Origin of the sequence: Citrobacter sp. R-1.5.2 (genome assembly GCF_035064245.1) — a bacterium.
Classification (GTDB): domain Bacteria; phylum Pseudomonadota; class Gammaproteobacteria; order Enterobacterales; family Enterobacteriaceae; genus Citrobacter.
Window position 1 is genome coordinate 142,324 of the sequence record NZ_JASEYC010000009.1, and the last position, 13,755, is coordinate 156,078.

Annotated in this window: 15 protein-coding genes; 4 read left to right on the forward strand and 11 right to left on the reverse strand. The window is 50.7% G+C overall.

The window, feature by feature from the left end; all coding sequences use genetic code 11:
* Positions 1–354: 354 nt before the first annotated feature.
* Together ulaG and ulaR are read left to right on the forward strand one after the other, a co-directional pair.
* Positions 355–1,419 carry an L-ascorbate 6-phosphate lactonase gene (gene ulaG / locus QMN38_RS16840; RefSeq protein ID WP_271449157.1) on the forward strand — a complete coding sequence of 355 codons (1,065 nt, stop codon included), beginning with the start codon at positions 355–357 and terminating at the stop codon, positions 1,417–1,419.
* Positions 1,420–1,524: 105 nt separating this feature from the next.
* Complete coding sequence (gene ulaR / locus QMN38_RS16845; protein ID WP_271440283.1) at positions 1,525–2,280, forward strand: HTH-type transcriptional regulator UlaR; 756 nt, start codon at positions 1,525–1,527, stop codon at positions 2,278–2,280.
* Here ulaR and yjfP read toward each other — a convergent pair.
* The gene (yjfP, locus tag QMN38_RS16850; protein ID WP_271454069.1) at positions 2,277–3,026 is read right to left on the reverse strand and encodes an esterase; all 750 of its coding nucleotides are present in this window, start codon (positions 3,024–3,026) and stop codon (positions 2,277–2,279) included. The genes ulaR and yjfP overlap by 4 nt on opposite strands.
* Positions 3,027–3,207: 181 nt before the next feature.
* Here yjfP and bsmA point away from each other — a divergent pair, with 181 nt between their 5' ends.
* Positions 3,208–3,537 (forward strand): biofilm peroxide resistance protein BsmA, encoded by a 330-nt coding sequence (gene bsmA / locus QMN38_RS16855; RefSeq protein ID WP_271440281.1) that lies wholly within the window; start codon positions 3,208–3,210, stop codon positions 3,535–3,537.
* 147 nt (positions 3,538–3,684) lie between these two features.
* On the forward strand, positions 3,685–3,960 hold the full coding sequence (gene yjfN, locus QMN38_RS16860) for a DUF1471 family protease activator YjfN (RefSeq protein WP_005134428.1): 276 nt from the start codon (positions 3,685–3,687) through the stop codon (positions 3,958–3,960).
* 85 nt (positions 3,961–4,045) lie between these two features.
* Here yjfN and QMN38_RS16865 read toward each other — a convergent pair whose 3' ends face one another.
* The 10 genes from QMN38_RS16865 to nsrR form a co-directional block, all read right to left on the reverse strand.
* Positions 4,046–5,668 (reverse strand): isovaleryl-CoA dehydrogenase, encoded by a 1,623-nt coding sequence (locus QMN38_RS16865; RefSeq protein ID WP_271449155.1) that lies wholly within the window; start codon positions 5,666–5,668, stop codon positions 4,046–4,048.
* Positions 5,669–5,752: 84 nt separating this feature from the next.
* Positions 5,753–6,919 carry a glutathionylspermidine synthase family protein gene (locus QMN38_RS16870; protein WP_323605406.1) on the reverse strand — a complete coding sequence of 389 codons (1,167 nt, stop codon included), beginning with the start codon at positions 6,917–6,919 and terminating at the stop codon, positions 5,753–5,755.
* A 2-nt stretch (positions 6,920–6,921) separates the two neighbouring features.
* The gene (locus QMN38_RS16875) at positions 6,922–7,563 is read right to left on the reverse strand and encodes a DUF1190 domain-containing protein (RefSeq protein WP_323605407.1); all 642 of its coding nucleotides are present in this window, start codon (positions 7,561–7,563) and stop codon (positions 6,922–6,924) included.
* Positions 7,564–7,572: 9 nt separating this feature from the next.
* Complete coding sequence (locus tag QMN38_RS16880; protein ID WP_323605408.1) at positions 7,573–7,971, reverse strand: DUF350 domain-containing protein; 399 nt, start codon at positions 7,969–7,971, stop codon at positions 7,573–7,575.
* Positions 7,972–7,988: 17 nt separating this feature from the next.
* On the reverse strand, positions 7,989–8,648 hold the full coding sequence (locus QMN38_RS16885; RefSeq protein WP_323605423.1) for a YjfK family protein: 660 nt from the start codon (positions 8,646–8,648) through the stop codon (positions 7,989–7,991).
* A 44-nt stretch (positions 8,649–8,692) separates the two neighbouring features.
* Entirely contained in the window at positions 8,693–9,391 is a 699-nt protein-coding gene (locus tag QMN38_RS16890) for a PspA/IM30 family protein (protein ID WP_323605409.1), read from the reverse strand.
* A gap of 18 nt (positions 9,392–9,409) precedes the next feature.
* The gene (locus QMN38_RS16895; RefSeq protein ID WP_323605410.1) at positions 9,410–9,811 is read right to left on the reverse strand and encodes a YjfI family protein; all 402 of its coding nucleotides are present in this window, start codon (positions 9,809–9,811) and stop codon (positions 9,410–9,412) included.
* 124 nt (positions 9,812–9,935) lie between these two features.
* Positions 9,936–10,667 (reverse strand): 23S rRNA (guanosine(2251)-2'-O)-methyltransferase RlmB, encoded by a 732-nt coding sequence (gene rlmB / locus QMN38_RS16900; RefSeq protein ID WP_220393911.1) that lies wholly within the window; start codon positions 10,665–10,667, stop codon positions 9,936–9,938.
* A 70-nt stretch (positions 10,668–10,737) separates the two neighbouring features.
* On the reverse strand, positions 10,738–13,200 hold the full coding sequence (rnr, locus tag QMN38_RS16905; RefSeq protein WP_271440278.1) for a ribonuclease R: 2,463 nt from the start codon (positions 13,198–13,200) through the stop codon (positions 10,738–10,740).
* Positions 13,201–13,238: 38 nt separating this feature from the next.
* Positions 13,239–13,664, reverse strand: a complete 426-nt coding sequence (gene nsrR / locus QMN38_RS16910) for a nitric oxide-sensing transcriptional repressor NsrR (protein ID WP_005134424.1) — start codon at positions 13,662–13,664, stop codon at positions 13,239–13,241.
* Positions 13,665–13,755: the final 91 nt, after the last annotated feature.

A 13,755-nucleotide genomic window follows, 5' to 3' on the forward strand; every position in this document is an offset into this window, starting at 1 on the left:
AGACGAAGTTGCTGAACATTCATTACAGATGCCCAGGATGTTGTGCCCCCACTCTAGTTTTCAAAAGTAATCACAACAAGATTGAATTTGATTAAATGTGATGCAGTACGCAAATAATTCTCTCACTGTAAGAAAGGTCTTGTTCGTTATTCAGCAGTAAAAAAATAACCTCTGATAAAACAAATAAATACAATTAAACACTGATACAAAAACAACTTATAACCCTGTGAATTCTCCCCATTCCTTGCGGTGACATAAAAAATCAGCACATTGCCTTCTTGATAAAATGATGTCAGTATCAATCAAATTAAATCACGTTATGATTCGATATGAATAAACATGAGGGTAAATGCGATGAGTAAAGTAAAAAGCATCACGCGTGAATCATGGATCCTGAACACATTCCCGGAATGGGGAAGTTGGCTAAATGAAGAGATCGAGCAGGAACAGGTTGCACCGGGCACCTTTGCGATGTGGTGGCTTGGCTGTACTGGAATTTGGCTGAAGTCGGAAGGCGGGACGAACGTCTGCGTCGATTTCTGGTGCGGCACCGGTAAACAAAGCCACGGCAATCCACTGATGAAAACCGGCCACCAAATGCAGCGCATGGCGGGTGTAAAGAAACTACAACCCAATCTGCGCACGACGCCGTTTGTCCTTGATCCGTTTGCTATTCGTCAGATCGATGCGGTTCTTGCTACGCACGATCATAACGATCACATTGATGTGAATGTCGCCGCTGCCATCATGCAGAACTGTGCTGACAATGTCCCGTTTATTGGACCACAAACCTGTGTCGATCTGTGGATAGGTTGGGGCGTACCACAAGAGCGCTGTATTGTGGTAAAACCAGGTGATGTTGTTAAGATAAAAGATATTGAAATTCATGCGCTTGACGCGTTCGACCGTACTGCGTTAATCACCCTGCCAGCCGACCAAAAAGCCGCAGGCGTTCTGCCAGATGGTATGGATGCACGCGCAGTCAACTATCTGTTCAAGACTCCGGGCGGCACGTTGTACCACAGTGGCGACTCCCACTACTCAAACTACTACGCCAAGCACGGAAATGAGTATCAGATCGACGTCGCGCTCGGCTCCTACGGTGAAAACCCGCGTGGGATTACGGACAAGATGACCAGCTCCGACATACTGCGTATGGCGGAATCCTTGAATACAAAAGTGGTGATCCCTTTCCATCATGATATCTGGTCAAACTTTCAGGCTGATCCACAGGAGATCCGCGTCCTGTGGGACATGAAAAAAGATCGGCTGAAGTATAATTTCAAACCGTTTATCTGGCAGGTCGGCGGCAAGTTCACCTGGCCACTGGATAAAGATAACTTCGAATATCACTATCCACGCGGCTTTGATGACTGCTTTACGATTGAGCCGGATTTACCGTTTAAATCCTTCCTGTAATCCATACAAAATGCCGGTTTCTCCCGGCATTTTTTCCCATTTACTTAGTATTTCCAGGCTATTTCAAATATCATCTTTTCAAATCAATTTGTATCGGAATAGCTCATGACTGAAGCACAAAGACATCAAATATTGCTGGATATGCTGGCGCAATTGGGCTTTGTTACCGTTGAGAACGTAATTGAGCGCCTGGGGATTTCACCGGCCACAGCACGCAGGGATATCAACAAGCTCGACGAAAGCGGCAAACTCAAGAAAGTCCGTAACGGCGCAGAAGCCATTACCCAGCAGCGCCCACGCTGGACACCGATGAATCTGCACCAGGCACAGAATCACGATGAAAAAGTTCGCATTGCCAAAGCGGCATCCCAGTTAGTGAATGCAGGCGAAAGCGTGGTGATCAACTGCGGATCAACCGCCTTCCTGCTCGGACGCGAAATGTGCGGCAAACCCGTGCAGATCATCACCAATTATCTGCCGCTGGCAAACTATCTGATCGACCAGGAGCATGAAAGCGTGATCATCATGGGAGGGCAATACAACAAGAGCCAATCCATCACACTTAGCCCACAGGGCAGCGAAAATAGCCTGTATGCCGGACACTGGATGTTTACGAGTGGTAAAGGGCTGACCGCTGATGGACTGTATAAAACCGATATGCTGACAGCAATGGCCGAGCAAAAGATGCTCAACGTGGTCGGTAAACTGGTGGTGCTGGTCGATAGCAGTAAAGTTGGAGAACGTGCGGGAATGTTGTTCAGCCGTGCCGATCAAATCGATATGCTGATTACCGGCAAAAATGCTAACCCTGAGATCCTGGAACAACTTGAAGCTCAGGGCGTGAACATTTTACGGGTTTAGAGGTGCTGGCGGAAAAACGATACTGTCGCAGCGAGCGCTTCTGGCGTGATGCGGTGTCGGACACCCGCTTCCCACAGGCAGGTTAGATTGTTATCCAGACCTGCCTGAATTAACGCCTGCTGCAAACGGAACGTTTCCACAGCCGGAACCACATCGTCATCCTGGCCATGCCACAACAGTAATGGTCTGTCGGCCAGACGTTGCAACTGATGTGTAACATCCCACTCGGCCAGTGGGGCGATAATCTTATCAAATTCCGCCTGCTGTTCTGGCGTCTGAACCACTACGGGGGGGAAAAGCGTTTGTGCAAGCCGGGTAAAATACCCCGAACCCATCAGGCTCGCTGCACATTTTACGTCAGGATGACGCGCCATAATGCCCAGAGCCGTCATTGCCCCCATTGAGGCTCCTCCGACGGCAAGACGTTCATCTGATAGCCAATTTTCTGCCACCAGCGCCGCACGTAACGTCGCAAACTCCTGCATATTTTGCTGCAAAATCTGCCAGAAGCGATACATTCTCCCCTGAGCGTCACTCGTCGAGCGTGCGCCATGATCGGGCGCATCTGGCATCACGACCCGGAATCCGGCCTGTGCCAGAGCAACGGCAAAATAGCTGTAGACCAGACTTGAAGAGGTAAACCCGTGATAGAAGATAATACAAGGGAGTGAGCACTCGCGTTTACCCGCAGGAACGGCGTGCAGGACAGGGATACCAGCCAGCTGGCGTGTTTCAATTTCGATCATTTGTCGCCTCTTTTTTTCTGGTATGCCATGGAGAAATACTTAACGCAAGTGAATGTGTTCAGCAATGATTCATAATGTTGAGAACTGGGTTACGCTTTCGCAACATTTTCATTCGAAAATCGCGTGAGAGATAACAATTCGGGAACATTCCCCTAAAGGGAATTTAATAAGGCACTACACTATGGCTATCAGGAAACGAGATAGAGTTATGCGTCGGTTTGCCTCTTTGTTGCTGGTGACGTTTTTAAGCGCCTGTAGCGTATTACAGGGTACACCACAACCTGCACCGCCCGTAGCCGACCACCCGCAAGAAATCCGCCGCGACCAGAGCAACGGGTTGCAGCGAATAGGGACAGTCAATGCGCTGGTAAGAGGCTCTCCAGATGATGCGCTGGCAGAGATCCGTGCCAAAGCCGTCGCGGCTAAAGCTGATTATTACGTTGTCTTATTAGTTGATGAGACCGTAGTGACAGGCCAATGGTATTCACAAGCTATTTTGTATCGTAAATAACATTGGGTTGAAATTTAGTCAGCTTTACATTGCTTTGCGCCCCTATGCGTTTACCTGTGCACAATAAACCAACAGCAGGGAGCTTGAGGTTTATTATCGCGATGGAATGCCCTGCCATGTGTAGGGGTACGAATAATGGAGCTGACTATGAAACAATCACTTGCCTTATCCTCACTGCTGCTTTCTGCCGGACTGGTAGGTACAACGGCGCAGTCTGCCGAGTTCGCCAGTGCTGACTGCGTAACAGGCCTGAACGAAATTGGCCTGATATCGGTCAGTAACATTGCAGGAAACCCGCAGGATGTAGAACGCGTTGTGGCGTTAAAAGCGGATGAACAAGGTGCCTCATGGTACCGGATTATTCAGATGTATGAAGAACAGCAGCCAGATAACTGGCGCGTACAGGCCATACTTTATGCATAACAGATTGCCGGATGGCGTAAACGTATCCTGCCGGTATTGAACGTAGGCAGGATACGACGCGACAGCATCGCCATCTGGCATAGTCTTACCGTATTCCTCCCGTCGCCCGCAGTAGCAAATCACTCTGCACCTGTGCAGACAACTGTTTTACACCACGCGTATCCAACATCATCTGACACCAGGCCTGCGCGACTGGCGGAGAGGCATAACGCAGTACCTGCGCGCCACACCCGAGCAGAAAAAGCTGCTGCGTAATCTCCCTCGCCAACGCCTCACTGGGCTTACGCAGGTGTTGCTGCAACTGACGCACCATCCGATCGTAATGACGATCTTGCCCTTTTACTTCGGCAAAAGCCTCACTGAGCATATCGTACATGCCGGGTTGTTTCGTCAGTACCCGCAATACATCAAGACACATGATGTTGCCGGAGCCTTCCCAGATACTGTTTACCGGCATTTCACGGTACAAACGCGGCAACTCACTCTCCTCGCAATAGCCAATTCCGCCCAGCACTTCCATCGCCTCGGCAACAAACGGCATGCCATTTTTGCAGATGGCAAATTTCGCTGCGGGTGTGAATAATCTGGCCCACAGGGCTTCTTTCGCATCGGTGCGGCGATCCCAGGCTCGCGCCAGCCGAAACAGTAATGCGGTCTGCCCTTCCAACTGCAATGCCATTCGGCTTAGTACCTGACGCATCATCGGTTGTTCGATCAAAGGTTTACCAAATACCTGTCGCTGATGTGCATGATAAATCGCCACGGAAAAAGCACGTCGCATCATACTGTGACTACCCAGCGCGCAGTCGAAACGCGTCATACCGCCCATTTTCAGGATGTGGCGAATACCTTCCCCTTCCTCGCCCAGCAGCCAGCCGATAGCATCCTGAAACTCGACCTCGCAACTGGCATTAGAACGGTTACCGAGCTTATCTTTCAGGCGTTCAAGGCGGATGGCGTTGCGTCGACCATCAGGCAAGAATCGCGGCATAAAAAAGCAGGATAAGCCCCCCCTTGTCTGCGCCAGTACCAAATGCGCATCGCTTTGCGGCACGGAGAAAAACCATTTATGTCCCACCAGGCGATATGAGCCATCTGCAAGACGTTCAGCCTGAGTGGTATTGCTCAGCACATCTGAACCCCCTTGCTTCTCCGTCATTCCCATACCAATCAGCACCCCACGCTTTTGTCCACCGGGCAGCAAATGTGAGTCATAGCGATCGCTGCGCAGAGGGGTAAACCAATCATGAAATTGTGAAGGTAGCATCTGCAGTAACAGCGGCGTGGCGGCAAAGGTCATGGTTATCGGGCACAAGGTGCCCGCCTCCACCTGCGCATGCAGCATAAAACGTGCAGCCCGGGCAACAAACGTGCCCTGCCTGGCCTCCTCTTCCCAGGCCAGGTTATGCACGCGGTTTGCGCACAATCCCTGCATCAGTAAATGCCACGCGGGATGAAACCGCACATCATCCAGTCGTTGCCCTTGCGGATCGTAACGCAATAATTCGGGGGGAAAGGCATTGGCCAGGCGGCCCAACTCAAGCGATTCCGCGGTCCCTAATTGCTGGCCAATACTGGCGAGAAGATCGCTGTCCCAGCCCGCGCCTTCGCGAGCAACGGCTTCACACAGTGCGCCATCGGACAGGTATAAGTTGCTGTTATTGAGCGGTACAGGTTGGTTAAAAACGGTATGCGTTTGCCAGTGCATTGTGTCTCCCTCCTTCAACGGCTGCGCCATTAAGTATGGTCGCAGCTGCGTGCATGACGGTGGAGAAAGATCACAAAAGCATCATTAGCCAGCGATATAGTGAGGAATAAAACGAGAAGTATCTTTAGTGATCAACGTATTATCCTCGCGGATCCCCATACCACACGCTTCATCGTCGACGAGCCAACTGCCGATTAGCGTATAGCTGTCGCCAAAGTGCGGCAGCGGTTGAAACGCCTGGTAGATCATTGGTTCTTCGGCGTAGTCACCCTCAGCATACTCAATAACCTGTTGCTGACCATCAAAAATCGTGACGTTTCCCCCTTCACGGGAAAATAGCGGTTTACGCACATAGCTTTCACCAGCCGCAACTTGTGGCGTTTCACCGTCAAACCAGGCGGGGAGCAGATTGGGATGGTTGGGAAAAAATCGCCACAGCAAAGGCATCAGCCCTTTATTGCTGAGTACACTCTTCCACAACGGCTCAACCCACTGTTCACGGCGATGGCGCAGCAAAGGGCCATTTTCATCGCGCATCATCCACTCCAAAGGATAGAGCTTAAAGGCGCGACGAATAACGTTGTCATCCAGATCCGTAAGAACACCGCCGACGCCAAGCCCCAGTTCCTCGACATAAATAAACCGTGACTCTTGCCCAGCCTGTTGCGCGCAATCCTGTAAATACAACACCGTGGTCCGATCTTCATCGGTATCTTCACAGCAGCAGAAATAGAAGGGCTCGGGACTATAAAGCTCAGCAAAACGGGAGATTAGCCGTTCCTGAATGGCATTATACTGGTCGGCGTCACGCGGGATCGCCCCACTACGGCGGACATCTTCGAGCCATAGCCACTGAAAATACGCCGATTCGTAGAGCGACGTTGGCGTATCCGCGTTGTATTCCAGTAGCTTGACAGGGGAATTATTGCCGCACCAAACAAAATCCATTCGACCGTACAGAGAAGGATCGCGATGACGCCAGCTTTCGGCAATCACATCCCAGTACAGGGGCGGGATCGCCAATTGCTGCATAATCTGTTCATTGTTAACTGCCCGCTCGACGACATCCAGACACATCTGGTGCAACTCCGCAGTAGGCTTTTCGATCTGCTCTTCCACTTGCCGGAGCGTAAAGCGGTATGCCCGACTCTCATCCCAGTAGATTTCGTTATCGATAATATGAAAATCGAAACCGTGATCGTATGCGATCCTGTCCAGATCTTGCCGAACAGGGACATCATGTCGCAGCATCGTTAACCTCCCCAATGCCCACGTGCGCTGGATGAACGTCCGTAGCCGCCGCGTGAAACCGTCGAGACTTTCTTCGTCGAATAGCTATGGCTGGTTGCGGTATCATTTTTTCCGCTACCAGAACGCCAGCTATAATCCCCGGAAGTCGTACGCCAGACCGGACGCGAGGCATAAGAAGAACCGCCGCTGCTGTAGACATACCGTTCATCACGATCTTGACGAATCGCCCGGCTGAGTAAAAAACCGGTGAACACCGGCACCCAGCTTTGGTCGGTGCTGTCGAGATAACAGTCGCCAAACTGCGTCTGGCAACTCTCCTTGCTCATTTGCTTTGGCAGGTCAGAGTAGAATTCTGATTTCGCATTGTTCCAGCCATCGGCACAAACGGTGGCGCTATTACCATCGTCAATACATCCACTCACCGTAGAGTAAAATGTACCGTCTCCATCGTTATCGGTATTGCCGTCATCCGCGCACCCTCTTAGGATGAAAAATGCCGCTCCCCCCATAATGGCCAGCGTCAGATACTTTCCGCTGTAACGACTGCGTTTTTTTGCAAAGGGATTAACCGGGCGATCGATTCGCGTGATGGCAGAATGCCGTGACGCCTTGTCTTTGTTTCCGGATTTACGTTTTCTTGCCATGATCTTCCATTACCATGTCATGCAGGCAGCATTAAAAATACCACCCGCCAGAGCAGCGGTCCCCATAAATAATCCCGCGGCGGTATTGTGATTAATAATTTTTTCGCTCAGCTGTGGCATGTATAAACGCACACTACCGTAGATAATGAGCTGGATTATCAGTGCAATTACCCCCCAACAAAAATAGTCCGGGATGCTTACAGCATTTATTGCCGCGCTGGATAGCGGAACAACATAGCCAAGTAATGTACCGCTAAATGCCAGCGATGCCGCCGTATTATTATTTTTAATCAGTTGCCATTCATTGTGCGGCGTAATCTTTGAATAGATGATCAGAAAAATGATCACCATGGCTGCGCCAATAAAAAAATAGGCGCAAAAAGCCAGTAATGAATCCAGTATGTGCATTGTCACTGTCCCTGAAATTAACCAATAATATTAAGTGATGTTAATGGAATATCTACACCTAACGCCCGCGAAAATACCCACTCGGGCTCACCCTGCTCATTGAACGACTCTTCACCGTTTAACAGCAGGTATTCCCAGGTGTCATCTGTAACCTGCCGCTGGTAGCCCATAGTAAAATTATGGACATCCCATGTGGCATGCTGATGATTTTCCACTTTTTCCAGCATATAAACCGGCTCAATGTTTCCCGGTTCTTCATCGTTAAAAAAGCGCTGCCAGCACTCTTCCTGCCAGTTAAGCGTTGGCGCACCTATCACGGATGGGCTAATGGCAGACTGCCAGTGTTTTTTCTGCGAAATCCCATAACTTTCTGCATAAACAAAAAATTTGATATCGTCGATATCATCAATATCTGAGCCGCCCGTGGTATTGATTTGCAGAAACTCCTCTCCAGAGGTGTAGTAGCGGAAAATCTGGCTTCCTCCCCCCAAATCAATATGGCTAATCGCAGCAACGGTGTACTCTTCGCCGGGTAATTCGATCAGTAAAGACCCTTCCAGCAGACGAAACGCCAGCGTGTTGAGCGTAAATCCGGCATTCAGATGTAATCCCAACGGTCCGCGTACTGGCGCATCGGCAACTGCTTTACCAAATAAACGCTGGAAAAAACTCGTCATCATTTTCCCTTAATCACTAATCAGCTACTGACAGCCCCCTGCGGTTACTCGCCTTGCTGCCGCTGTAGCCTCGCCAGCACATCCTGAGCCGAACTTTTACTGGTCGCCCCAATGCCAGCTTCGGCCAGCTTCTCGTCGAGGCCACGCCCATCGGCAACCTTTTCCAGCTGCGCAGCCGCATCCAGGCGGGCCTGACGCTCTGCCTGCCGTGTTTGTAAGCGCTTGAGCGACTCTGCGGCTGTAGACACGCTGGATGATGCGCCCACGGTCGACGTGGTCACCGCCTGCTGAGCGCGCTGCATCGCTTCCGTTGCCTTTACCACCTCAAGCTGCTGTTCAAACTGCGCAATCCGTTGTGCGGTTGCGTTCACCGCTTTTTCAACGCCATCGCGCGACGCCTCAAGGTTAGTAAGCACTTGCTCTTCAGCTGCGATAATATTCTCGAGGCGGGCAATCTCTTCCGCAACTTCATTTATCAAGGATGGATTAACGTTTTTACTCAGCGCTTCCATCGCTCGCGTTTCCAGCGTGGATTTACGGTCACGCAGATCTTTCAGTTTGTCGTTGCTGAGCTTCACGCGCGCCAACAGATCCACCCGCGATTTCCCGGCTTTATCCAGTTCACCTTTCGCATCACGAATATGTTGCTCCAGCATCCGCACACCCTGTGCTTCTTCAATTGATTCTTCCGCTTGCGAAATCACTGACTTGCCGAGAGTGAACAGGCTTTTCAAAATTCCCATTAATAGCATTCCTTGGTATTAGTGCGTGTATTCTTCAGTGATTTCAGCCAGATCCAGCGCATTATCGGCTAACGTTTTCATCTCAAGGACAACGTCATCCAAAGATGAATTCAGCGACAGTGCACCAAACGCAACGTAATATTCCTCAAGCTGAACGCGAGAAATGCCCACAGAAGACAGCGGCAGAAGTTTTTGATGACGTAACAAAAAGAGATTGAATTCGTGCTGGCGTTGAATATCATTCACCGGGCAAATAATAGTTTCAATTATCATCTGGCGGGAAGTAAATAAAATATTGAGTTGCAGATCGCCATAATCATCCATTTCAACTATTAATGACTGCTCATTATTATGAGTTTTAATATTTAAATCATGGATATTCTGCAGCGCAGCAGCGAGCACTTGTGGAGTCCACACCATATATTTTCCATATATTAGTTATTTAGGAATAAATAGAATAAATGTCATTTATACTCACTTATAATACGCGTTTTAGATAAAAAAAAACCATCCAAAATTGGATGGTTTTGTCTGAAAATTAAATTTAGCCGCGCTGACGAACGGCTTCAAACAGGCAGATGCCGGTCGCGACAGAGACGTTAAGCGATGAAACGCTCCCAGCCATTGGGATGCTGATCAGTTCATCACAATGTTCACGGGTCAGGCGACGCATACCTTCGCCCTCTGCGCCCATTACCAGTGCCAGACGCCCGGTCATTTTGCTCTGATACAGCGTATGGTCAGCTTCGCCCGCGGTACCAACAATCCAGATGTTCTCTTCCTGCAACATACGCATGGTGCGCGCCAGGTTGGTCACGCGGATCAGCGGTACGCTTTCTGCCGCGCCACAGGCCACTTTTTTCGCCGTCGCATTCAACTGTGCAGAGCGATCCTTAGGTACGATAACCGCATGAACTCCAGCTGCATCCGCGCTACGCAGGCATGCGCCCAGGTTATGCGGATCGGTGACGCCATCGAGGATTAAAAAGAACGGCTGATCGAGCGCAGCAATCAGATCCGGCAGATCGTTCTCCTGATACTGACGACCCGGCTTCACGCGCGCAATAATCCCCTGATGTACCGCACCCTCGCTTTTCTCATCCAGGAACTGGCGGTTAGCTAACTGGATGACAACACCCTGTGCTTCCAGTGCATGGATCAGCGGCAGCAGACGTTTATCTTCGCGACCTTTGAGAATAAAGACGTCCTGAAAGCGCTCAGGCGCACGCTCCAACAGAGCCTGCACCGCATGGATGCCGTAAATCATTTCACTCATGAATGTACTCGTTAATAGTTTAGGTGTAACGCCGGGCGGCACGCTGGCCACCCGGCTTACGGTTTATGGCTTATTCCGTGACTTTCTTTTTCGCCGCGCGTTTGGCTTTGGTGGCGGCAGCGATTTTAAGCGTTTTCGCCGAAGGCTTTTTCGCTTTTTTGTCGCCTTTTTTCTCAGCCGCTTTTTTATCCGCCTGAGGTTTGGCTCTGCCTTTTTTCTCACCGCGGAAAGCACTGTCCGGCTCGAAATTCACCTTTTTGCCCATCTGGCGACGTTTACCGGTATTCTTACCTGCATCGCCTTTTTTGGCTTTTTCGCGCGCGGTTTTACCCTCATTGCGCGGAGCACGTTCGCTGGAAATCAGACTAAAGTCGATTTTGCGCTCGTCCATATTGACGGCTTCCACACGGACTTCCACACGATCGCCAAGGCGATACATCTGACCGCTGGATTCGCCTGTCAGGCGTTGCCCTACCTGGTCAAAACGATAGTAGTCGTTATCCAGCGAGGAGACATGCACCAGACCGTCGATAAACAGCTCATCAAGACGAACAAAGAAGCCAAAACCCGTCACGCTGGCAATAACGCCCTTAAAGACATTACCGACCTGATCCAGCATAAAATCGCACTTCAGCCAATCAGAAACATCGCGCGTGGCTTCGTCAGCACGGCGCTCTGCCATCGAACAGTGCTGGCCCAGTTGCAGCATCTCTTCCATCGAATAATGGTAGCCCCCCGTCTCCGTGGTGTTACCTTTATGACCCTGCTCCTGCGCCAGCAGATATTTGATAGCACGGTGCAACGAGAGGTCCGGGTAACGACGAATCGGTGAGGTGAAGTGCGCATAAGATTGCAGCGCCAGACCAAAGTGACCACGGTTTTCCGGATCGTAAATGGCCTGTTTCATGGAGCGCAGCAACATAGTTTGCAGCATTTCTGCGTCAGGTCGGTCAGCAATCGACTCCAGCAGTTCAGCATAATCACGCGGCTCTGGTTTGTTACCGCCAGGCAGCTCCAGTCCCAGCTCGGCCAGTACCGAGCGGAAAGAATTAATCGCTTCGGTCGTTGGCTTATCGTGAATACGGAACAGTGCAGGCTCTTTGGCTTTCTCAACGAATCGCGCCGCTGAGATATTCGCCATGATCATGCACTCTTCAATCAGTTTGTGCGCGTCATTACGCTGCGTCTGTTCAATACGCTCGATGCGGCGTTCAGCATTGAAGATAAACTTCGCTTCTTCACTTTCAAACGAGATACCGCCGCGCTCTTCACGCGCTTTATCCAGCACTTTGTAGAGGTTATGCAGCTCTTCAATATGTTTCACCAACGGCGCGTACTGCTCACGCAGTTCCTGATCGCCCTGCAGCATATGCCAGACTTTGGTGTAGGTCAGACGAGCATGGGAGCTCATTACCGCTTCGTAGAATTTAAAGCCGGTTAAACGACCTTTTGACGAAATGGTCATTTCGCACACCATACACAACCTGTCCACCTGCGGGTTGAGCGAACACAATCCGTTGGAAAGTACTTCCGGCAGCATCGGTACAACCTGCGACGGGAAGTACACGGATGTACCGCGGCTACGGGCTTCCTGGTCCAGCGGGGTCGGTGGGCGAACGTAATAACTTACGTCAGCAATCGCCACCCACAAACGCCAGCCGCCGCCACGCTTTTTCTCGCAATAGACGGCATCATCGAAATCACGCGCATCTTCACCATCGATTGTAACCAGCGGCAAATCACGCAAATCAACACGCCCGACTTTCGCTTCTTCCGGTACTTCTTCTTTCAGACCGGCGACCTGTTTCTCTACGGCCTGCGGCCAAATATAGGGAATTTCATGAGTACGCAGGGCCATATCAACGGCCATGCTGGTGCCCATATTATCGCCCAGCACTTCGACAATTTTACCCACCGCTTTGGTACGACGAGTCGGGCGCTGAGTGAGTTCAACCACCACCACAAAGCCCATACGGGCACCCATCACCTCTTCAGGCGGGATCAGGATGTCAAAACTCAGTCGGCTATCGTCCGGTACGACAAATCCCACACCAGCGTCAGTAAAGTAGCGACCAACAATCTGGCTAGTTTTCGGTACCAGCACGCGCACGATACGTGCTTCGCGGCGGCCTTTACGATCCGCACCCAGCGGTTGTGCCAGTACCTGATCGCCATGAATGCAGGTTTTCATCTGCTCGCTGGACAGGTACAAATCATCTTTGCGTCCTTCGACGCGCAAGAAACCGTAGCCATCACGATGGCCAATAACGGTGCCTTTTAGCAGGTCAAGACGCTCCGGCAGCGCGTAGCACTGACGACGGGTAAAGACCAGTTGCCCGTCACGCTCCATCGCGCGCAGGCGGCGACGCAGCGCTTCCAGCTGCTCTTCACCTTCAATATTGAGTTCAGCGGCCAGCTCATCGCGGTTGGCCGGTTTTTCACGTTTAGTTAAATGTTCGAGGATAAATTCCCGGCTCGGGATAGGGTTCGCGTATTTTTCAGCTTCGCGCTCCTGGAAAGGATCTTGTGACATCGAGGTTCCTCCATTGTCAGCTCTGATGAAGATTTTCGTCACTCCACCAGCAATAATTTATAAAGCGGTTGATTCTCTTCAACCAAATCAGCAAGTGTGTAGTTGTCCAGTTCCGTGAGAAAACTTTGCACTGCCTTAGAAAGCGCCTGCTTGAGTCGGCAGGCAGGGGTAATGTGGCAAAACTCGCTGCTACAGTTAACCAGCGATAAGGGTTCCAGCTCGCGAACCACATCACCAATTCCAATAGCCTTAGCCGGTTTGCCCAGGCGGATGCCGCCATTTTTTCCACGAATAGCAGTAACGAAGCCCGCCCGGCTAAGTTGATTGATTATTTTGACCATATGATTACGGGACACGCCGTAGACTTCTGTCACCTCAGAAATACTGGTCATACGTCCTTCGGGTAGCGACGCCATGTAGATTAGCGCACGTAATCCGTAATCGGTGAAACTTGTTAACTGCACATCAACCTCAGGAAAAGGGATAAAACGGATAAGCCTGGTAGTATTATTTATATTGATGATAAACCAGCCACCAGCCAGGTCGCTAATTTAT